The sequence below is a fragment of the Chryseosolibacter indicum genome, assembly GCF_018598585.1.
Lineage (GTDB): Bacteria > Bacteroidota > Bacteroidia > Cytophagales > Cyclobacteriaceae > Chryseosolibacter > Chryseosolibacter indicus.
This window is the reverse complement of the sequence record NZ_JAHESD010000027.1, coordinates 41759-64322: the sequence shown is the minus strand read 5'-3', so window position 1 is coordinate 64322 and position 22564 is coordinate 41759. Positions and strand designations below refer to the sequence as shown.

Here is a 22564-nt window from a genome sequence, read left to right as displayed (position 1 = left end):
GTGTTCTATGCGAAGTCTGTACTGGGTGACCCTGCGGTGAAAGAAGCGTATGAGCTTATGAAGAAAGATTTTAAAGCCAAAAGCGCTTATGGCGCTGCTGTGGCTGACTTTCTGAAAGTGCCGAAGATTGTGCGTGTAAACGCAGAGAACTACAAAGGGAACGTGGGCAACCTGATTTACATTGTAGCTGAGGTGAATGGTAAAATTCTGGACATGGACGTACAGATTCTGCGCGCTGATGGCACAGTAGTAGAATCGGGGAAAGCCACTGCGCTTAAAGACTATTGGCAGTATGAAGTGAAAGTTGCAAATGCCAATGTTGCCGGAAGCAAATTGGTCATTAAAGCCGCAGACAGACCTGGAAAGGTGACAACATTTGAAAGTGTACTGTAGTCAAAGTAGCCATTTTGTTTTGGGCCGCACCGAGAGGTGCGGCTTTTTTGTGTTGAGCAAACTTTGAATTATAAGGACGAGTGCTATAGAAGTGTGATCTCTTATCTCAATTCTTCTTGCATGTTGGTGAAGAACACCAACATGGACGAGGGCAATTTTAAATTACTTGAGTCTTCCTGTAGAAATCCGGTTTCTTATCGCAGTTCTTCTCCCATGTAATAGATAAAACTACTGTTCCATAATCGTCTTTCTATGAGCCAGGCCCCAAAAATGAAGTTCATCTAAAACTCTTTCCAACGACATACCATGCGGTGTTATAGAATATTTAATTGTTGGTGGAGAAGTATCATACACATCTCTTCGGATAAGTTTGTTCGCTTCAAGGTTCTTCAATTCTTTAGATAGTATCTTATCTGTTATTCCATTAACCTCCTTCGCTATTTGTTTAAATCGCTTTGGCTTTTCAGACAGAGAAAACAGTATAAGCAACTTCCATCTTCCTTCTACAGCTTCAAGCGCATCACTGATAGAGAGCATAGTTTTCGGACATCCACCTTTAGCTAGCATTTGCCTTTCATTTTATCATTACTTGCCATTTGGATAGCGCTATCCAAACGGAAAGTGCCATCAAATGCATAGTAAAGGTACTTAATTTGCCGGCAACTTTAGAAAACATTATCATGACAAGTGACAAGAAACCATCACAACTACTAAACCTTTCCCTTTGGGCAGCACAATTAATTTTGTTTATCGGCTTTATATGGGCTGCTTATATGAAGCTTTCTCATCCAGGAGATAAACTAGCTGAAATGTGGCCATGGACGGCAGGCCAAGGCATGTTAGTTAAAGTCACAGGCATACTGGACTTACTTGCAGGCTTTGGGCTTGTCCTCCCTGCGCTCCTTCATATCCAGCCTAACATAACAATCTATACAACTTATGGCATTATTCTATTGATGATTACAGCTAGTATTTTCCATATAACGAGAGGAGAGGCCTCGCAGATAGGCATTAATATTTTCTTTTTAATCCTTTCCATTTTTATTGTATGGGGCAGAACAAAGAAGGCTCCGATTGCACCAAAGTGATCAAGCCCTACTCAGACTTCTTCTTGCATGTGGTGAAGAACACCAACATGAGCGAGAGTGATCGACAAGTAACTCATTGTTAAAGTCTAATCTCAATAATTTCAAATGTATCCTCGAATTGGTTTAAGACTAATATACTGTTCCCATTTCGGCATGCGGGCTTTATACTGTTAGCAACAGTATTACTTGTAAACGCATCTTTAACGTGAAGTTTATAAATACACTTACGCTTCCGGGACTTTAAATTTAAAAATTGGACCTCATCTATTATTGGATCATAGTAATAAACGCCATTGGACTTAACATGCAATATATCCACATAGGGAGAGAAATTTGTAAGAAATACCTCTACTGGCCCAAATATTTCATTAGGGTCAAACCGCGAGAGTACAATTGAATTTAAAGAATAAAGATGCTTCTTATCATCCAAAAAAAGATTATAAGTAGGCGTACATAAATCATTTTTTTCATTAAAAGCCCAATCAGTATTTAAAAATGATTTATCAAAAAAGTAATTAAAAGTAGTGTCAATTTTACAATACCAATCGCTAATATTTTTAATATACCCTTTATGAACAACATCATTTTTGAAGTCGTAACGATAAAAAGTAGAATCGCTCAAAGACCAATAGAGCAAAAAGGAATTGTAGGTATAAGATACTTTATAATCACCAATTAAATGAATATTGTATCTAGAAAGGCTCACTGATTTTGTTATTTCAAATGATGAATTCAAAATATAAAACATGGAATCATTACCTATTGCAAAACTGGTGTCAGTTTTTATTATATAAGAAATTTGAACATCAACACCCTTTATCTCTGTTTTCTTAATCCGTTGTCCAAATAAGTCAGTAACAGATATCGATAGTAACACCGCCTGGACTAGAAGAATAAAATTATGCATTAAATATTCTTATATAATTATCATTAAATTACTAAAATCTACTAATGTCTTTGGGCATTACCAAAAATAATTCGATAGAAGGCATAAGTTTGCTCAAGATAAGACAGCTTCTTAAAATGTTGGATCACACATCTTAAAAGCCTAATCGAGGCAGTTGTTTTTAAATTACTTTGAGTCTTACTATAGAAATTTGATTTCTTATCTCGGTTCTTCTCGCATGTTGGTGAAGAACACCAACATGGACGATTGCACCAAAGTGACCAAGCCCTACTCAGACCGATAGCTGGAAATTGGATGACATTTATTGTTAACGTTACAATGGCAAGCGACTATAGATGATAACCGTATCTCACTTACTTATTTCTTGATCTTAATCAAGAGGAAGTAAATCTGAAAAGAATCACTTTTGTAATGTGCCTTACTACAATACTTAAAAGAATACGGCTATGAAATTTACAAGACTTGTCCCAAACGTATTTTACAAAGACATTAATTCTGGCTTGAAGACCTTTGTCGACTGCCTTGAGTTTACTATAGGTTACAATGAGCTTAATTCAAAACATCCTTTATGTGTAGTTGAAAAAGACCACTTACGCGTAAATTTATTCGAAGACTATAAATATGCTGATGAGCACAATCCAGAGTTTAGGCTTGTAACGGACAACATTGAAGAGGTATACGAAAAGGTGAAAGCCACACATCCTGAATTACTGCATCCCAATCTAAGCGTCATTACATTAAGACCCTGGGGTGCAAGAGAATTTGCCATAAAGGACGAGCAAATAGGTATAATCATCCAGAAATGGTAAAACAAACCTTTTTATATTTTTATACACAGAGCACCTGACGGAAAGTCAATAAAAAGCTTTTCATAATAAGCCGTACGACACTCCACATAAAGTAATCGTATCTTTAGGATGCCTCGCTGGCGGTACAGCGCCGCAATATTAAGAACGCAGGCTTGAGCATAACAACTCATTCAAAGGAAGGTTGTATTTTCCCACTTCATCCATAAATTGCTTAAGAAAGTATTCTTCATGAATCTTTCATATACTTGTAAATACAACCCTTAAATCATGAACCGCCGTAACATGAGATCGATTATTAAAACTTGTATTTTAATTACCCTTTGCAGCATCACTCATTCGCTCTTTGCACAGTCTACCACAATTGTCAATCCTATTCTTTCTGGTTTCTATCCCGACCCGAGCATTGTAAAGGTTGGCTCTGACTATTATCTGATCAACTCTACTTTCGCTTATTTTCCGGGGCTTCCTGTGTTTCAGAGTAAGGATCTCAAGAACTGGAAACAAATCGGTAATGTGATCAGCAGGCCATCGCAGATGAACTTCATAGGCCATCGCATGACGCGAGGATTGTTTGCTGCTTCAATTGATTATCATGATGGTACTTACTATGTCACTTGCACGTTGATCGATCGTGAAGGAAATTTTGTAGTAACAGCCAAAGATCCAGCGGGGCCTTGGAGCAACCCGATTTGGCTTCCGCAGGTTAAGGGTATCGACCCCGCATTATTCTTTGATGACAACAAAGCTTATATCATCTACAACAGTGACGCTCCAGATGACAAACCGCTCTATTCAGGACATAGAACTATTCGCATGTATGAGTTCGATCCAGTAAATCTTAAGGTTGCAGGTGAACAAAAGATACTGGTCAACGGTGGTGTTGATATTAATAAGAAGCCAGTTTGGATTGAAGGTCCCCATATTTTAAAAGCCAACAATTGGTATTACTTATATGCAGCGGAAGGAGGAACTTCGGTGAATCATTCGGAAGTTGTTTTCAGAAGTAAATCCGTCTGGGGTCCTTACATTCCCTTTGAGAACAATCCGATCTTAACACAAAGAGATTTACCTGCTGACAGAAAGCATCCGGTAACATCAGCGGGCCATGCGCAGCTTGTTGAGGGGCCCGACGGAAAAACATATGCAGTGTTTTTAGCTGTAAGGCCGTACGAAGATAATTACTACAACACCGGAAGAGAAACCTTTATTGCTCCTGTTGCATGGAAGGACGAATGGCCTATTATTAACCCCGATAGCAAAGAGATAAAAACGTTCTACCAGGTAAACTACAAAGAAGTAAAGCAGAAAAACGCCTTGCCACAGAGCGGCAACTTTGCGTATACGCTCACCTTTGAGAAAGAACTCGACCCCTCCCTGTTGTTCATGCGCACAGTAGACAGCAGCTCCTTCAGTCTAAGCAAAGCAAAAGGCCTTACCTTAAAGCTCAAACCTGAAACTTGCATGGAGTATGGTAACCCATCCTTTATTGGCAAACGGCAACAACATCTGTTTGGCAGCGCTGAAACGGAATTAAAGTTTTCAACCAATGCTGATCATGAAAAAGCAGGCTTGATCATTTTCCAGGATGAAAAGCATTTCTATTATCTGTGCAAATCTGTGGATGATAAACATAAACCAGTATTGCAACTTTATAAAAGCAATACCGAAAGCACTACTATGGAATTATTGGAACAAGTACAACTTAAAACCGAGCCACAACAAGTTAAGCTACGAATTAACGCAGCTGGACCCTTCTACAGCTTTGAATATGCACTTGAACCTAACAAATGGGTATTGCTCAAAGATAAAGTTGATGCAAAATTCTTAAGTACGCATGTTGCTGGAGGTTTTATTGGTTGCCTTTATGGATTGTATGCGACCTCATCAGGAAAAGAAACATCAAACAGTGCATCATTTAAGTACCTGAAATACGAAGGCAATGATTCGGTGTATAAATAAGTCAATTGTAAACCGTTAACTTAACTACTAACCTTAAGTCTTTTTCGCGCACAATTGGCATAATAAATGGTCTTATTTAAACACCATGTTTCGCCTGGTTTACCTCTTACTTCTATTTTGCGTTACACATGCATTTTCACAAGAACTTGTATGGCATGCGCATTCGGTTTACAAGACTGTTCCTCACGATACTGCGTCTGCATACAAGGAATTTTATCTCGCTTCACTGGATTATGTAAAGGAAGGTAAGGTGCAATGGACTATTGATGTTCCAGAGCAAATGAGAAAACATGTTGCCCTAAGTACTTTTGTACACCAATTTAAAGAGGCTAACAAAGCACCTGTTGATATAAATGATCAGAAAGATTTTCTAAGATGTCCGGAATATATTTCTGATAATGCAGTTATTATATCTCACAAGAACGGCGTTTTGATCTTGTCTAAAAAGACAGGCGAAATACTTGAAGAGATTTTGTATCCGCAAGAACAACAGTTTTATGTTGATAGTGGCAGATTTGCGATTACTAAAGGAAGTAAGGTATGGTCAGGTATCATAATACAACACGGCGCTACCTTTATATGGCCAGTAGAGGAGTATATATTCCATTTTAACGGAACTCAACTATTCATATTCAGGGATAATAAATTATTTCACACTATTACTTACAATGCAAAAGAGCATTTGAAAAAATCAGAACGCGGCAAATTGAAGGCAGTGTTTAAATATAGAAAGTACAAAGTTACTGTTGAAGGTATTGTGTATTTGTGAAGAATGGTTCGGTTACCTGTAATGACCTCTCAAATATTACTCGCTGCGGCAAAGACGAGCAATTAATAAGAGATCGTGACCCTAGAATAAGCTGAGATTTCCGCCTTTTCGGAACTTGGTTAGATCAATTGGTGGCAGACTTTTATCTCCAAAGTATTTCTTTTTTGATACTCTAAAGAGTTGATGGATAGCTTCAGCAAAATTGCCTTCACCTGACATTCGTCTTCCCCATTGCGAGTCATTAACATTGCCTCCATGCATGGAGCAGATTTGATTCCATACCTTTTCAAATCGATCCGGGAAATTCTTTCGCAACCAATCTTCGAAGATCTGTCCTATTGAACCATTTAATCTTACTATGGTCATTCCTGCGCCAAGAGCTCCATGGTCTGCTGCGGCTTTTATTATATCAGGTATTTCATGATGATTCAGGCCAGGGATAATAGGAGCATTCATAATGCCAACAGGAATTCCGGCTTTAGAAAGTGCCTCAACGGTTTTGAGTCTCTTTACTCCGCTGGCTGTCCGAGGTTCCATAACTCTTCTCAGGTCTTCATTTAATGTTGTGATGGAGATGTATACATGAACAAGATTGTCTTTGGCAAGATCTGACAATATATCGATATCACGTGTGATGAGGCTGTTCTTCGTTATCATGCCCAGCGGATGCCTGTACTGTGCAAATACTTTAAGTATCCTTCGCGTGATTTCAAACTTCCTTTCTAAGGGCTGATAACAATCTGTATTACCGGAAACAGAAATGGGAACCGGATGCCAATCAGGATGAAGTATAAATTTCTCTAATAGCTGAGGCGCATTCTCTTTAACAACGATCTTGCTTTCGAAATCCAACCCAGCACTAAAGCCCCAGTATTCATGAGAATTTCTGGCATAGCAATAAATACACCCATGCTCACAGCCTTGGTAAGGATTCATGGAATACATCATAGACAAGTCAGGACTTGTAACTTTGTTTACGATCTTTTTAGGACTCTCATAAAAGATTTGTGTAGTAGGAGCAGAATATAAAGGTTCATCAAGGCCCTCGACGTGCTCCTCAACATACTCCGCCTTTAAGTACTTATTCTTTGTTTTTATCTGGGCGCCTCGTCCTTTAAAATATTCCTCTTCCATACAATGGCCGCTTTATTGAAGACTAATTTATTTAGTTATAAAACTAATATACTTAGATTTTAGATTCAACGCTTTAACCAACTATCTTTGTTAAAAAAGCTTGCTTCTTTATAACTACACCGCTATTCAAGAGATTGAAGAAGATCTGTTTCGCGAGGCAGGCGTGCGTTTGCTTATTAAACGGGAAGATTTGAACCACCCGTATATTTCCGGAAACAAATGGTGGAAACTGAAATACAACCTCGAAAAGGCGCTCGCCTCTTCCCATAAAACAGTTCTGACATTTGGCGGTGCCTTTTCAAATCATATTTATGCAACAGCAGCAGCTTGTGATGAGGTACAATTAAAATCTATTGGAATCATCAGGGGTGAGCGAGTAGAGCCGCTAAATAATACATTGCAGTTTGCCACCAATAAGGGAATGGACCTTCATTTTGTTTCACGTAGTGAATACAGAAATAAGAACGATAAACACTTTATTGACTATTTGCATTCCCACTATGGCAATTTTCATCTTGTTCCGGAAGGTGGAAGTAACTTAGATGCAGTAAAAGGATGTAAGGAGTTTACTGAACAAGAACTGCTGAACCTTGCATACGATTACATAGTACTGCCAGTGGGTACCGGTGGCACAGCGGCAGGTATTCTTTGCGGGCTAGATCACAAGAAACAATTAATAGGAATATCTGTTCTCAAAGATGGAGAGTTTCTCAATGGCGAAGTGTTGTCAATGGCAGAAGCTTTCTCCGGGAAGAAATACAAGAACTTTCAATTACTAACGGCGTATGATCATGGCGGATATGCTAAGGTAAACAGAGAACTTATAGATTTCATAAGAGCGATGAAAGCGAAACACGGCCTGCCTCTTGACCCGATATATACAGGAAAGATGATGTGGGCTATCTATAAGGAAATAGCTGATGGAAAATTTGAAAAGGGCTCTACCCTACTTGCTATTCATACTGGGGGGCTACAGGGAGCTGCGTCTCTTATGAAAGAAGCATAAGGCAAGAAGCGATCAAAGTCATTGTAATAATAAACCAGCGATAGGTTTTCTCGTTGATGTTCCTGATTATAATAATTCCAAAATAGGCACCCAATGCTATTACGGGTAATGCAGAGAGGTTAAGCAGGAAACTATTGACAGTAATTGTTTTCCAGCTAAAGACGTGGAATGGAACTTTAAACCAGTTCATTACTAAAAAGAACCACGCACTTGTTCCTATAAACGTGTTCTTGGGTAGCCGCATAGCCAGGAAATAAACCGCCATTACTGATCCTGCAAGATTTCCTATCATTGAAGTAAATCCTCCAATAACTCCTGCGCTGGTGGCAAACCAATAATTATCAGGGATATCTTCTTTGTGGCGCTGAAGCCAGATCATAATGATTACGCTGAGCAAAATGATGACCGCCATGATCATCTTAAACATGTGATCATCAATGCTTCCTCCAATCAATGTCCCCATTAAGGTGCCCAAAGCTGCCCATGGAAATAATCTTCTTAAGTGATGCCATGATGCGTGGCGATGATAATACCAAACACCCAATACATCTGCAATGCATAGAATCGGCAGCATGATACCACTTGAACGTTGGCCGCCAAATACCACGGCAAGCAATGGCACGGCAAGCATGCCTGCACCATGTACTCCAGTTTTAGACATGCCAATAAGAAGTGCTACCAGAAAGAAAAGCAACAGATGAGCAAACGAAAAGCTAAACGAGAAAAGATCTATCAATGTAATTTGTGTCTATACTGGTAATTGACCTCATCTACTTACAAAATGAGACCGGGTTCATTTGTGTGTGTAATAAAAGATGAGCTGTCTCAAAAGTCTTAATAGGTTCCGTCATCGCGTCGAGTATACGGTCCGACTTTTGAGACAAACTCATCTTTATTTTAAAATATTATTCTCTTACTCCGGGCGTGCCTATTGGCTGGCTTTGTTGCCATGTATTCATTATCTTTCTTGAAATAGGATATACTTCATCCAACGTGTTACCATCATACATTCTTCCATTCATCATCACCTTGTTGATGGTGTTGGAATTTCTGATGTTCTCTAATGGATTCTTATCTAACACAATCAGATCAGCAAGTTTGCCTGCTTCTATTGATCCTAAATCACCATCAAGTCCAAGCGCTTTAGCACCATGAATAGTTCCAACTTTAAGCGCATCATGGTTAGACATGCCACCAGACTGCACTGACCACAATTCCCAGTGATAACCAAGACCCTGAAGTTGGCCGTGGGAACCAATACCTGCATTACCTCCCACTTTTATCAAATCATTTACAAACTTAGCATGATCAGGGAAAACATGTTCTTCATACATGAACCAGCTTCCTCTTCTTCTTGATTTAGCGTCTAACTCACCTTTTGGTGTAAAGAAATTGAGTTTAGGGTCACCGTTAACATTCTCTGTTGCGTAATAGTAATTTTCTGCCCAAGGGCCACCATAGGAAACAAGCAACGTAGGTGTATATGCTGTATTTGATTCTGCTACAAGCTTTGAAACATCTTTATAAAGCGGATAGATAGGGAATGAATGTTCATGTCCTGGATATCCATCTATAATTTGTGTCAGGTTTAACTTGAAATCAAGTCCACCTTCAGTAGTAGGTTTTAGACCTTGCTCCTTCGCTGCCATGATGATCCACTGGCGATGCTGCCTGTTACCCACCAAATACATTTTGATGTATTTGGTATTGTAGTATTCGGAGTACTGTTTCAAAATATCTCTTGCCTGGTCAAGGTCTTTAATATTGTAAGACCAATAACCGACACCAGGACCAGTTGAATAGATGCGTGGACCTACAATTTTTCCGGCATCGACAAGGTCCGCATAAGTAAGAACATCTGTTGTACCTGTTTGCGGGTCACGTGTTGTAGTTACACCGTAAGCAAGATTGGCAGCATACATCCATACCTGATTTTTATGCAAGCCCCATGTAGGCCACATGTGAGCGTGGGTGTCTACAAAGCCGGGCATTATCGTCTTACCTTGCAGATCAATCTTCTGAACAGAGCCGTCTACTGCTATTGAACCTGCGGGACCAACTTTCTTAATGCGGTTGCCTTCAATAAGTACATCTCCTGATTCGATAACTTCATCACCTTTCATTGTAATGATCCTTGCGTTCATAAGCAAAGCCTTTCCGTCGGGGATGTCTCTTAAGACTTTTACCTTAACTCGTAATTCAGCTGGCTTATATGTATCCTCTTTCTTCTCTTCATCGCCATCCTTTTTATTCTTCTTGTCGTCATCTTTTCTTTCTTTTTCCGCTTCAGCCTTCTCCTTCGCTTCTTTTTTCTTTCTAACCTCTTCTTCTTTTGCTTTTGCTTCATCGAGGTTATATGTAAAGAAGGCGTTACCGATAGACCAGAATACCTTCTTTCCATCGTTGCTCCAGCTTGCAAACTGGCCTCCGATCTTCGTTAGCTTACGCGAAGGGAACTGTGCATTTGAAGGATCAGAAACAGAAATCTTTGGCGCTTCAGCACCTACCTTTGGCACTGACACTACATAAATTTCATTATTAATTTGTGCCAAGGCCTGATCTCCATCGGGTGCCATCAGGATATATTCAGCATTAGAAGGTTCGCGCTGTGGTTCCGATGCAGACTCCACTAACATGCAATGCTGTTCGAATGACGTACCATACGTTGTAATACCTGTTACTTTCAGGTGATCTTTCTCATCCGTACCATCCCACCGCAGAGATACAAGACCTTTGCTGCGATGATAGAGATAAATACGATCGTCTGATTTAACGAAATGCGGGAAGCTTCTTCCTTTAGCCTTATCAACAACTGTAATTGCACCGCCATCAGCTGAAATCCATGCTAGGTTCTCCTTGCTTGAAAAAGCGTACGGCCCTTCGGCATCCTGAAAGAACTGGGATGATCCAATCATGAAAACTATTCTATTGTTCTTGTACGACCAGGCAGGTTCAGTATACAACGCTTGTGTAGACGTGAGTTTAACAGGACGCGCCGATGTTGACTTCGCATTTATCTTATAAATATTTCCGCCATTATTCTCCCAGCTTACCCATGCGAGTTGTGTTCCATCAGGACTCCATGCAGGCATTGCTTCTGTAAAATCGAAATTGCTAACGCGCCTCGGTGTACCATTTGGAAGATCCATAACGTATAATCTGTTCAATGCCGTAAATGCAAGTTGCTTTCCATCAGGTGAAACCTTGCCATCCCTGATTTGAGTAACTGTCATGTCTTTGTCATCCTTAATCGGATACTTAAAATCAAGCTTAGGCCCTAGTTCTATTTCTGTGTTGATTTCAAAAGGTATTTCTATTGCATTTCCACCAGCTACAGGAATACGATAGATCTTTCCTCCATATGATGCTACAACTTCTTTGCTATCAGGGGTGAAGGACATAGCAGGAAGAACGCCCATGGGTGCGATTGACTCCTGCTCATCGCGCTGAACAGGATAAGCAAGCCACTTCTCGACGCCAGATTTCAGATCCCGGATGATCAAACCTGTTTTATCATTATAACGGGTACCATACACGAGCCATTTGCCATCAGGAGATAATGTTGGCGCAAAGGCTGAGCCGTAGCGTTCTGTTCTTGTATCCACCTCGCCTGTCTCTCTGTCGTAAAGACCTATTTGATATTGAGGCAGCTGCGCGTTATAGTTCCATGCACCGGTACGCTGAGAAAAATAGATATGTCTTCCATCATTGCCGAAAGCAGGCTCAATGGTTTTTAAGTTATCAGGTTTGCTGATTAACTGGGCACCACCTCCGCCATCTCTATGATACAACCATAGTTTAAGATTTCTTCTCCCTTTCGATGCTACGATATAATTTCCATCAGGAGTCCATTCCGCTGACTGAAAATAATCTGAAGTCATTTTCGTAATCTGCAATGAATCTTTTCTGTCTAAAGAAAAGCGCCATACGTTTTCAGCACCACTTCTATCGGATATTACAAGCAGGTTCTTTCCGTCAGGACTGAATTTTGGATGAGATTCAAAAGACATATCCTTAAGAAAAGGTTTTGCTTTACCTCCTGTAAAAGGAAGCAGATAAATGTCTCCCAGGAAATCAAACGCAATTGTTTTACCATCGGGTGATACATCAAGAGACATCCAGGATCCTTCAGTACTTGAGATCTTTATTTTTCTTGCCGCTTCGAGCGGAAGAAACTCTCTTTTCTTTTGTTTTTGATTTTTGACACTGTCGGGTTTTGTTTTCAGTGTGTCCATTTGCTGACTGTAGCCGAGTGAGCTGGCGAGCAGTAGCATGCAGCAGATATACTTTTTCATAATCAGGTATTTCTTAGGTTAAAGCAAGATCAGGATTTATTACGTTGCTATCAATCCCAATTTACGGGAGTGGTTAAAAAAAGAAGGTAATATTTTAAAGGTCGAATAGATTGTTGAGTTCCAGGTCTATCTTATTCACGACATAAGCGAAATCATCTACGCGCTCTACAAAATCGAGATTATTAACATCTACAATAAGCAGCTTGCCCAAGTTATAGCTGCTGATCCATTCTTCGTAGTGCGCATTCAAATGCTTGAGGTAATCTAATCTGATGGCGTCTTCATAATCTCTTCCCCTTTTCTGTATTTGATGCACCAGTTTTGGTATATCAGCTTTCAGATAAACAAGGAGGTCGGGAGGTTGTACGTATTGAATCATGGAGTTAAAGATGTCGAGGTAGCTCCGATAATCACGTTCTCTCATGTGCCCGCTCTTAAAGAGGTTAGCAGCGAAGATGTATGCATCCTCATAAATGGTGCGGTCCTGGACCGTTATTTTCTCGCTTGTGCGTATTGTGTTTATTTGTTTAAACCTGCTGTTTAAAAAATAGATTTGAACATGAAATGCCCACTGGGTCATGTCATTATAAAAATCTCTCAAATAAGGATTATCATCAACCGATTCAATCAGTGCTTCCCATCCATAATGTTTAGCTAGTTTAAGCGCAAGCGTAGTTTTTCCTGAGCCTATATTGCCACAGATAGCAATGTGTTTGAGAGATTTAGACAATGTTCTTGAAAATTAGACCACGAATGTAGCTATAATGTTTACAAGATTCAATCTTCGCTGATCACCAATGCAAGCTTATCTCCCTTATTATTTACTGCAATTCTTGTAAACGATTTCCCAGTGATATTTCCATCGATTGACACTTCTTTCCATTCTCCCTTTCCTTTTGTATTGATGAAAAAGAGTTTAGACTCATTACTCATGATAATTTTTAAGTCTGGAGTCCATGCCATGTCATGTTCCTTTGAAAGCATACTAATGGTAATGTCATTTATCTTCATTGGCTCTGACACTACCTTTCTTATCATCCAGACATTATCTTTTAACTGTTGAACAAAGCTAATTGCATTCTCTCCTGGCACTTTATGCAGTGACCTGCCGACAGAGTCTGTGAGTATTGAATCTTTTTTTGTCTTAAAATTAATCAAGTGTAAACTGTATGGCTTCGGCAATGCCAGTACCGCTGCATTCTGGCTATCGGCCCATGCATGATAACCTATCACCTGATCACTAATTAAAATCGTTGGCGTAGCTTCACCATCAATAGGGTACTTACCTAAGTCCTGTGCTCCATTGTCCCGTTGAATGATACAGGAAATATATCTTTTATCGGGAGTTACAGTTGGAGAGTATTCCCGTTCAGGTGTATGTGTTAATCGCCTTGTTTGTTTTGTTAAGTAGTTGTACTGAAAAATATCTGTTCTTCCCACTGAATCTTCCGATACATAATATAAGATTGTTTTATCAGGATGAAAATACGGTTGATTATCGTAACCCCTACGGTTTGTGATATTAACAGGGTTGGAAATCTGGACTGCGTTCTTTTTAACAGAAAGATCAAAAAGAAAAATTTCAGTGGCAGGTTGTGCTTTAAGAAAATAGTTTAAAGCAAAAACGGAGAAGATCACAAGTAATAAACCCTTCTTCATAATTATGATTAAAAAAGACGGCCATCAAAGCCACTTCTTTCGTTTAAAATACCAAAGGAATAGTAACGACGAAAAGATCATCAGACCAATGGCAAAGGGATATCCTGCCATCCAATTGAGCTCAGGCATAAATTTGAAGTTCATGCCATAGATACTAGCGATGAGCGTTGGCGGCATGAAAACCACAGTTACTACAGTAAAAATCTTTATGACCTGGTTCTGTTCAATATTACTCAAACCAAGGAAAGTATTTTGCAGGTACTCTAATCGTTCTGAGCTGAACTGTGAGTGTTGTAAAAGAGAGGCAATATCTCGTATAACAATTGTGAGTCGTTCGTTCTCACGTTTATTAAACTCGGGTATACGGATGAGTGAGCTAACCACTCTTTGTTTTTCCGTAATAGTTTGATGCAGCAACATTACGTTCTCCTGAAGTTGTGCTATACCTAAAAGCAGGTCTTCCTTAAGTGATCGTTGAGAAAGAAGGGCCCGACTGACGTGGTTAATCCTTCTATTAATTCCTTCGATCAAATCGGCATCACCGTCAATCCTTGCTTCGAGAATTGTAAGAAAAATATCGAGACCATGGGCTTTGGTCTCTGCGTTCATAGTCTTAAGCCTTCTTACTGTCTCTGCAAATGTTTTGTTATCGCCCTGCCGGTAAGTAAACAGAATACTGCCTTTGAGAATAAATGTTACGTTCTGAACATTAAATTCTCCTTCGGTGGAGATAAAACCAAGGTTTATCTCTATGGTCTCTTCTGTTTCGAGAAAACGCGAACTGCTTTCAATTTCCTGGGCTTCCTGCGTGGTAAAAAATTCGATCTTAAAATTCTTCTCAATGAATTCACGTTCCTGCTGGGTAGGCGTTTGCAGATCCACCCAAACAACATCATTGTATTCAAGAATCTCTGCTAAAGGAGGATTCTTGTACTGATCTATTTTACCATTTGTAACTGTATAAACACGTATCATCGTTCCAGGATGCTGCAGCAATTTATTATCAATATTTCAATAACAAACCACTTTTAACCCAGAATTAACAATAATTGAAATGAAATAATTGCTTTTATATGAAAAGCACCGGACAGGGCATGTTATAAATGTTATTTCGAGGCCAGCTTTATAGAAGCATCATCGGAACGAATCGTAACTTTCGCTTTACCGTTGTTAAGAGAGAGCCGTGTGTGTTCTTCGCTTACTTCCAATTTTTTAAAGGAGTCGTCGCATCGAATGCCAGCATCGTCATGGCTGATATCAAACTCACCGCCACCAGCTGTTACTACCAAGGATATTCCACCATCTTGTGAGTTAAGCCTGTAAGAATCGTTATCACTTAGTGAAGTTTCAAGGTATATACTACCATCATCTATGTCTGCATCAATCGAAGTAAAAGCTGCATCGTAAATTCTCACATCAGAATCATCTGCATCAAGTTGTATTTTCCCTTTACCTCTATTCATTTTCAAATCACCATCATCAAATCTAAAAGTAAAACTATAACCGCCGCAGTCGCTTAGTTCAGCATCCGCATCGTCCAGACTCAAAGAGATGGAGCCGTTTATGTTTTTTATATAGTAATCGCCATCATCACCCCTAACCAACAAGCTTACACTTTTAGGCAACTCTATTTCAATTTTATATTCTTCACGATAGTAGCCAAAAGAAATACTTGTAGAAATTATTTTTCTCCCTGACTTTAATATTCCCTTCTGACTCTTCAACTTCTACCTTAAAATTCTCCCCTCCCTTAGTCCATCCTTTCGCCTCAATTTTCCTATTAATCCTGATATGCGCAGAGGTACGATCAGAGCCTGTAATAAAGACTTTCGCATCGGATGCTGCGAGATCTAACATCCCTGTTTTATTTATGCTATACTCCTTATCGAGGTGGAATTCTCCATTCTGCCCGAAGGCAAGTGAAAAGAATGAAAGCATTACAATGGCAAAAAGGAGGTTTTTCACAGGATAATATGTTTTTAATACACAGACGTACAACGACTCTTTTAGGTTACTACCAAGGTAAAACAGGGTAATAGTTGCTGTAATAATGGCAGAAGTAGCAGGAGTAGGAGACGAGTAGCAGAGCAATAGCAGAAAACTAGAACTGACAAAAAGGCCGCTCGCTCTTAAAACTGTTAATATTCAAGAAAAACAAGGTATTGAGCAACGTTTTGGGAAAAGGGCATTTATAATTGTTTAGAGCGATTAGACATCTATAAGTAGTTCTGTGACAGAAGAATGCGTTCTTTCTTACATCGCCAAACAGCACATGAGCAAAACGTGTAATTTGCAATAAAAAAATTATCCCTTTGATCATGCCCCACCTCTATTTGAAAGCCTTTGCTTTCTTAGTCTTTACTCTATTCCTATCTAGGTCGTTTTCCTTTGGTCAGGCAGCAGATTTCACTACAGAAAGTGGATCTTTTACAGGTTGCGCTCCATTTCAAGTTAAATTTCTGGATAAATCAAGTAGTGCTAACTCATGGAGCTGGACATTTGGAAAAGCTACCAATAACACATCTATTGAGAAAAATCCAACAGTAACCTTTGATACCAAAGGTACATATACAGTTACATTAACTATTAATAACAGCAGCACCAAGACACATACTATTACTGTTTATGATAAACCTACGGCTAATTTTAACTTCAGTTATGTTGAAGGTTGCCCAATAAGACCAGTGCAGTTTACCAATACTTCCACTGATGATGCAGCAGTTATAAGTAACTATCTGTGGGTTTTTGGCGATGGAAATACAAGCAACGATGTAAGCCCAAAGTATGAATATAAAACTGCGGGAGATTTTTCAGTAACGTTAGTGGCAACTAATGCTCAAGGATGCCAAGGTGTAGTAGCAAAAAATAACATAATAAAGGTCCATCCCATAAAAGCTGACTTTAGTGCTACAACCTTCTTTTGTAACGCTCCGGCTAACGTAGATTTTACTAACAATTCAATAGGTCCTGGTAATCTTTCCTATACATGGGACTTCGGCGGCGAAGGAACATCAACACAGAAGAACGGCCAATTTACGTTTACGAAAATAGGTAGTTATAAAGTGAACCTTACAGTTAAAGGTGATTATGGATGTGAACACACTACTGAAAAAACGATTAATGTAGGAATAGGAGGATATGATATTTTCGCAGATAAAAACCAGGCTTGTATTAACAGTGAGATTGAGTTTACGGTGCCGTCATCAAATGGCATTAAATCGTATCACTGGGATTTTGGAAATGGAAAAACATCAACAGATGCTACGCCAAAGACACAATATGTTCAAGCAGGAAAATATACTGTTACCCTCACGGCGACTACTGACATCTGTCCTGTTAAACAGACCAAACTCATAGAAATTGTAAATTCCGCCAGTGCTAATTTTACTTATAAGCCAGCATGTGATCGCACTATTTCATTTACAAATACGTCAAAGAACAACACGTCTTTATTATGGGATTTTGGAGATAATATTTTTTCTTCAGAACCTAATCCTAACCATGTATACGCTTCAGCGGGCACCTTTAATGTAAAATTGATTGCCTATAACGCCCTTCAATGCCCTTCGGAGATACAGAAGCAAATTTCAATTACGGATAACCCTGTCGCCTCTATTTATCCTGCTAAAGAAAATTCCTGCTCTAATGAACCTACGCTTTCAGGATGTGCCCCTTTTAATGTCCAATTTGAAAGCATAGGAGACGCCTCCTGGAATGCGGAATGGGATTTTGGTGATAATCAAAAATCGACACTAACAAAACCTAAACATACTTATACAAAAGAAGGCTCTTACACAGTAAAATTAACAGTAAAGAATTCAATTGGATGTGCCAGCACAACTAACGCGTTGGTAAAGGTTTCGAATATAACTCCTATTGCAAATTTTACAATAGATAAAAATACAGTTTGTACAAATACAGATGTAGTAACCTTTAATTCCACTACTAAAGCGGATACTTACTGTTGGGTTCTTGCTCCAGGAGATACTGTATCTGGCGCTGCGACTATTAGTAAAATTTATCAGGCCCCAGGGACTTACACTATTTCTTTAATCGCAAAAAACGCCGGATGTAAAAATGTAAAAGTAATTTCTAACGCTATTAAAGTAAAAGGGCCGTTGGTTGATTTCACCTTTGAAAAAGATTGCAACAACCCATACACACCACGTTTTACCAACATCACTTCTTCTGGTTCATCATGTGTCTGGGATTTTGGTGACAGTAAAACAAGCACTGATTTTAACCCGAAACATACTTTTATTTTGCAGGACAAATATCCAGTAACACTAACGGCACAGAAAGATGGTTGTGCTGCATTTTCTATTACAAAAGATGTGGTCATTCAGGAGCTCGTTGCGAGGTACGGCGTTTACCCAGACTCAGTATGTAAGAATGTACCTGTTACTTTTTCAGATAGTTCCTTGCATGCCAAAGAATGGGTTTGGAGTTTTGGAGATGGGACTTTTGGCTATGGTCAAAGACTTAGTCCTGCTAAAACGTATCCAACTGCTCAAAGTTATGCCACTTCATTAACAGTAAAAGATTCGGCGCAATGTTCAAAAACATTTGCACTGCCTCATCCTATTGTTGTAGCTGACATTGACGGGAAATTCAGTTTCGACTTACCAGTAAGTGATTGCAAGGAGTTAAAAGTAACATTTAAGGACGAGAGCACCGCATCTCCTGATATTGTCTCCCGAGAGTGGGACTTCGGTGACGGTGATAAAATTGATGGGAATGAAAAATTGCCTCCTACTCAAACCTACACTGCTTTCGGCAAATACTATGTGACACTTAAGGTTACCAACCCTGTGGCCACATGTGTGGTTGTATTGCCGGACAGCCTTGCGTTTACCTTACCCAAGATTAATTTTAATACAACACGTCCAGCGGCATGCTTAAATGAAGTCATCCAAATAAATTCTACCCCTGCTAACGCAGCAAGCGTTGCATGGGATTTGGGAAATGGGCAAACATCTAACTCATGGAGTCCATCTGTAAGCTATACTTCGCTAGGTTCTTATGCACTTACGGCGCGCGTCGCTGACTTATACGGATGTGAACAGGAATTTAAAGAGGAGAGTTTTATAAAAATAATTAAACCAGTTGCAGACTTTACTTCATCACAAACTATTACAGATTGTCCGCCTTTAATTACTCCCTTTGTCAGTACTTCAATCGGTGCAGTTGCGTGGTCCTGGAAGTTTGGCGATGAGCAACAATCCGTAATAGAACATCCTACCAATAGCTATTACTTCCCTGGAAAATATGATGTTTCGCTGGAAGTAACAGATGCTTATGGTTGCAGCGATACGCTGGAGATAAAAAATTTCATTTTTGTTGATGGACCTATAGGCAAGTTTGCTTCGCTGAATCCATTTAATTGTACCAATGACTCTATTCTCTTTAAGGCAGAATACATCAATACCGTATCAGCGCAATGGGATTTTGGTGATGGGAACGTTGAGAGTAATACGAATACACTGATTTCACATGTATATAGTGTTTCTGGAAAATTTCAGCCGATTATTGCCTTAACAAATGCTGACAACTGCACTGTGCGATATAAGGCAAATGAAATGCTCGTAAACAAATCACCAGAAGGCGATTTCACTTTTAAACCTGCTTATCCTTTTGTTGAAGAGCAAGTTATTTTCACTTCGCTGGCAAATGGAACATTGGTTGCAGACTGGTTGTTTCCAGATGAAACTTTTTTAGGTATACCAAAAGCCAATAAAGTGTTTTTTGAAATAGGAATTCATCCAGTGGTTCTTCAATTAACAGATCCTGCCACAGGATGTACAAGTGAAATACCCAAGAACGTTCCTGTACAAGGAGACATTGACCTTATTCCGAATATCTTTACTCCTAACGGTGATCGCTTTAACCAATTGTTCGAGATCCTCGGTCTTGAGAAAAGTGATTGGGAACTAATTATTTATAACAGGTGGGGAGGAACGGTGTATGAAAGTAACCATTATCAAAACCAATGGAAGGGCGATGACGTTGCAACAGGCATCTACTACTATGCATTCAAAAACAACTTTCGTTCTGATAAGCAATACAAAGGCTTTATACATGTTCAACGCTAGCGAATAAAAAAAGCCCTCCTCGTTATGAGGAAGGCTTTCTCGAATTTTAAACCTAACTATTTTTCTTCTGCTTCCGCTTTTTCTAACTCCTCATCTATTAATTTCTCAATAACAGCCCGTTGTTTTTCGCTTACTGTCTTATCTACTTTTGCCTGCTTCTTCATGAAACGAAACATGGCATTCTTTTTAATTTCGTAAGCTATAAATACGGTATACTTATTTGTCTTTTTATCAAAGTACTTCTGTTCCCCTATTTTTCTCAGATCTGCGATATCGGTATTCATAACCTGCCGAACGAGGCTTTGAAATTTGTCTGCCACATCTGCTGCTTCAGTGTTCTCTGTCTGACCCAGGTATTGATCAGCAACCTGTTTCATGGTAGTATTTACTTGCCCGGCCAACATTGACTTTGCATCAATATCTGCTTTTCCGCGGGCAATATTATCTTCTGAGCTTTCTCCTTTACCTGTTGCCCTAAAAAATCGGTTATTTGACTCATAGGCATTTCCGCGAAAAGGTTCTTTAACTTTTGTTCCAAAGGGACTTGAAGAGCACGCGGATAAAACCGCAACAAGTAATAAAAAGGGGATAGTAGATTTCATATCTAGTGAGTTTAAAGGAAAAATTGAGCCAGAAATTATTAAATAGAAATAATTATTTGCCACCTAAAAGCCCACATCCATTTAATTTTATAGTTTTTAATTCCCGCATTTTGGAGGATATTCTCCAATTCAACCTTTTTAAAGGCGCGCATTACCGAAAGAGGAGCATCGTTAATAACCATGGTGGACTTAGAGAACAGCTTTGTAAGCCATTTTATTGAATAGTAGGCAAACCAGTGCCTGTGAATGTCGTTGATTACAATGCCTATGCGAACCTGGTTTTTTAACTGAGCAAAGAAGCTGATGAGTTGGTCGTTGGTAAAATGATGGAAGAATAAAGTAGCGGTAACTATATCAAACTGTCTGGTCTTAAATTCTTCTGAAAAAATATTAAGTGCTTCAAAATGAATTCCTGATTCTTTTGCATTGTGTTTTTTTGCATAAGCAATAATATTTGGATTGGCATCAACGCCTATTAAATCTGCATTGATTTGCCTCTTATTAAGAGATTTTCTTATCAACCTGAGAATATCTCCACTGCCGCAGCCTAAGTCGACAATGCTTAATTTTCTTGTTCTATCAATATTCTTTATTAAAGTGTTTACACCGTTTACCGTTACGTAATTACCACCGAGCAAAAGGTTGATTGTTTCAAGCTCTTTTAACGTAACATCAATTATTGCACCTGAAGCACCCAGGTCATCCATAATTTCTTCCTCGTAAGAACGCTGGGAAAAGTCAGGCATACTTTAAATCGAATTAATCTTTAAGATCATACTTTCAAGCGTAAGACCAGGACCAAAGGCAAAGCTCAAAATATTTTCACCTTTATTATTCCGCGCCAAGCGATTGATCAATTCTTCTAATACAAATAGCACTGTTGGAGACGACATATTTCCGTAATTCTCCAGCACATGATAAGCCGCCCTATTTTGCTCCTTTGTTATTCCCAGTTCCTTTTCTATAGCTTCAAGTATTTTTTTTCCTCCCGGATGTATCGCAAAGTGTTTAATATCTGAAAAGCTGATAGATAAACTTCTAAGAAGCGTCTGTGTTAATGCTGCAATACCACCCTGAATGATATCAGGAACATATGCAGATAATTTCATTTCGAAACCGAAATCGCCGATATTCCACGCCATGTCATTACTACCCTTAGGCGCAAGATCACTGTGAAATCCCTCAACCTCCAGTTGTAGTTTGCTGGTGGTTTCACTCTCCATAATAAGGGCTGCAGAACCATCCGCAAATAATGCATTCGCGATTAAGTTGTCTTCTGATGCTCCTCTTTGAAAATGTATACTGCAAAGCTCGGTGCATACAATCAACACCTTTGCCTTGGGGTTACTCTTGCAAAAAGCATCACCAATTTTTAAAGCATTGAATGCAGCGTAACATCCCATAAATGTTATTGCAGTACGATGCACTGTTGTGTTCAATGCGGCGTGCTGTACAATATCTATATCTAAACCAGGGGCATACATTCCCGTACAGCTTACAACAATCAGATGGGTAATTTCTTTTGCTGATACCGTAGCGCTAGTCCATAACTTTTCAATAGCCAGTAAACTTAGTGGAAGAGCCTGCGCCCTAAATGTATCTAATCTATTCTGCGTGGTTGGGAAAATCGCATTTCCATCCTCAGGATAAAATTCAAAATTATCCGATTTACCATAATCGGATAATACTGAATGCCTGTACGATATTCCACTTAACTTAAATATTGTTTTAAGCTTTCTGCTATCCCCGTTATGCAGCGTCATTTTACGAAGCATAAAATCAGCGATGACTGACTGTGTAAATTTATTATCGGGCGTTGCCGTAGCGATAGCTGTTATTAAACTCATTCGT

The 22564-nt window shown here is 39.2% G+C and carries 20 protein-coding genes; 7 read left to right on the top strand and 13 right to left on the bottom strand.

The genetic code is table 11. The annotated features are described in order from the left end of the window. The coding region (locus KK060_RS13130; protein ID WP_254154197.1) for a hypothetical protein at positions 1 to 393 on the top strand (393 nt) is incomplete at its 5' end. 228 nt (positions 394 to 621) lie between these two features. On the opposite strand, the gene KK060_RS13125 is transcribed toward KK060_RS13130, so the two are convergent. Beyond that, positions 622 to 960, bottom strand: coding sequence for a winged helix-turn-helix transcriptional regulator (locus KK060_RS13125; protein ID WP_254154196.1), 339 nt, complete (start codon positions 958 to 960; stop codon positions 622 to 624). Positions 961 to 1073: 113 nt separating this feature from the next. Between KK060_RS13125 and KK060_RS13120 the strand changes: the two genes are divergently transcribed. Then, positions 1074 to 1481, top strand: a complete 408-nt coding sequence (locus KK060_RS13120; RefSeq protein WP_254154195.1) for a DoxX family protein — start codon at positions 1074 to 1076, stop codon at positions 1479 to 1481. Between the two features lie 79 nt (positions 1482 to 1560). Here the strand turns inward: KK060_RS13120 and KK060_RS13115 are convergent, their stop codons facing one another. Next, a complete protein-coding gene (locus KK060_RS13115) occupies positions 1561 to 2388 on the bottom strand; it encodes a hypothetical protein (RefSeq protein WP_254154194.1) in 828 nt (275 codons plus the stop codon). Between the two features lie 446 nt (positions 2389 to 2834). On the opposite strand from KK060_RS13115, the gene KK060_RS13110 reads away from it, so the two are divergent. From KK060_RS13110 to KK060_RS13100, 3 genes are all read left to right on the top strand, one after another. Next, on the top strand, positions 2835 to 3197 hold the full coding sequence (locus KK060_RS13110; protein WP_254154193.1) for a VOC family protein: 363 nt from the start codon (positions 2835 to 2837) through the stop codon (positions 3195 to 3197). A 282-nt stretch (positions 3198 to 3479) separates the two neighbouring features. Further along, positions 3480 to 5156, top strand: coding sequence for a glycoside hydrolase family 43 protein (locus KK060_RS13105; protein ID WP_254154192.1), 1677 nt, complete (start codon positions 3480 to 3482; stop codon positions 5154 to 5156). An 85-nt stretch (positions 5157 to 5241) separates the two neighbouring features. Beyond that, entirely contained in the window at positions 5242 to 5925 is a 684-nt protein-coding gene (locus KK060_RS13100) for a hypothetical protein (RefSeq protein WP_254154191.1), read from the top strand. Positions 5926 to 6006: 81 nt separating this feature from the next. On the opposite strand, the gene KK060_RS13095 is transcribed toward KK060_RS13100, so the two are convergent. Then, positions 6007 to 7059 (bottom strand): PA0069 family radical SAM protein, encoded by a 1053-nt coding sequence (locus tag KK060_RS13095; RefSeq protein WP_254154190.1) that lies wholly within the window; start codon positions 7057 to 7059, stop codon positions 6007 to 6009. A gap of 100 nt (positions 7060 to 7159) precedes the next feature. Between KK060_RS13095 and KK060_RS13090 the strand changes: the two genes are divergently transcribed. Continuing rightward, positions 7160 to 8065 carry a 1-aminocyclopropane-1-carboxylate deaminase/D-cysteine desulfhydrase gene (locus KK060_RS13090; protein WP_254154189.1) on the top strand — a complete coding sequence of 302 codons (906 nt, stop codon included), beginning with the start codon at positions 7160 to 7162 and terminating at the stop codon, positions 8063 to 8065. On the opposite strand, the gene KK060_RS13085 is transcribed toward KK060_RS13090, so the two are convergent. The 7 genes from KK060_RS13085 to KK060_RS13055 all read right to left on the bottom strand — a co-directional run bounded on the left by KK060_RS13085 (position 8049) and on the right by KK060_RS13055 (position 15984). After that, positions 8049 to 8801 (bottom strand): sulfite exporter TauE/SafE family protein, encoded by a 753-nt coding sequence (locus KK060_RS13085; protein ID WP_254154188.1) that lies wholly within the window; start codon positions 8799 to 8801, stop codon positions 8049 to 8051. The two genes, KK060_RS13090 and KK060_RS13085, sit on opposite strands and share 17 nt — an antisense overlap. Before the next feature lie 169 nt (positions 8802 to 8970). Continuing rightward, positions 8971 to 12360: an amidohydrolase family protein gene (locus KK060_RS13080; RefSeq protein WP_254154187.1), complete on the bottom strand. Its 3390-nt coding sequence runs from the start codon at positions 12358 to 12360 to the stop codon at positions 8971 to 8973. Positions 12361 to 12454: 94 nt separating this feature from the next. After that, complete coding sequence (locus tag KK060_RS13075; RefSeq protein WP_254154186.1) at positions 12455 to 13090, bottom strand: deoxynucleoside kinase; 636 nt, start codon at positions 13088 to 13090, stop codon at positions 12455 to 12457. 47 nt (positions 13091 to 13137) lie between these two features. Beyond that, positions 13138 to 14019, bottom strand: a complete 882-nt coding sequence (locus tag KK060_RS13070) for a TolB family protein (RefSeq protein WP_254154185.1) — start codon at positions 14017 to 14019, stop codon at positions 13138 to 13140. A gap of 24 nt (positions 14020 to 14043) precedes the next feature. Further along, complete coding sequence (gene corA / locus KK060_RS13065; RefSeq protein ID WP_254154184.1) at positions 14044 to 14994, bottom strand: magnesium/cobalt transporter CorA; 951 nt, start codon at positions 14992 to 14994, stop codon at positions 14044 to 14046. Positions 14995 to 15125: 131 nt separating this feature from the next. After that, on the bottom strand, positions 15126 to 15644 hold the full coding sequence (locus KK060_RS13060; RefSeq protein ID WP_254154183.1) for a DUF4097 family beta strand repeat-containing protein: 519 nt from the start codon (positions 15642 to 15644) through the stop codon (positions 15126 to 15128). 22 nt (positions 15645 to 15666) lie between these two features. Next, positions 15667 to 15984: a hypothetical protein gene (locus KK060_RS13055; RefSeq protein WP_254154182.1), complete on the bottom strand. Its 318-nt coding sequence runs from the start codon at positions 15982 to 15984 to the stop codon at positions 15667 to 15669. A 353-nt stretch (positions 15985 to 16337) separates the two neighbouring features. Here KK060_RS13055 and KK060_RS13050 point away from each other — a divergent pair, with 353 nt between their 5' ends. Then, positions 16338 to 20111 (top strand): PKD domain-containing protein, encoded by a 3774-nt coding sequence (locus KK060_RS13050; RefSeq protein ID WP_254154181.1) that lies wholly within the window; start codon positions 16338 to 16340, stop codon positions 20109 to 20111. Positions 20112 to 20167: 56 nt separating this feature from the next. Here KK060_RS13050 and KK060_RS13045 read toward each other — a convergent pair whose 3' ends face one another. Genes KK060_RS13045 through KK060_RS13035 form a run of 3 tightly spaced genes read right to left on the bottom strand, consistent with a single transcriptional unit; the run spans position 20168 to position 22560 of the window. Beyond that, a complete protein-coding gene (locus tag KK060_RS13045) occupies positions 20168 to 20713 on the bottom strand; it encodes a hypothetical protein (RefSeq protein WP_254154180.1) in 546 nt (181 codons plus the stop codon). A gap of 38 nt (positions 20714 to 20751) precedes the next feature. After that, positions 20752 to 21459 carry a methyltransferase domain-containing protein gene (locus tag KK060_RS13040; protein ID WP_254154179.1) on the bottom strand — a complete coding sequence of 236 codons (708 nt, stop codon included), beginning with the start codon at positions 21457 to 21459 and terminating at the stop codon, positions 20752 to 20754. A gap of 3 nt (positions 21460 to 21462) precedes the next feature. Then, entirely contained in the window at positions 21463 to 22560 is a 1098-nt protein-coding gene (locus KK060_RS13035) for a type III polyketide synthase (RefSeq protein WP_254154178.1), read from the bottom strand. Positions 22561 to 22564 lie beyond the last annotated feature (4 nt).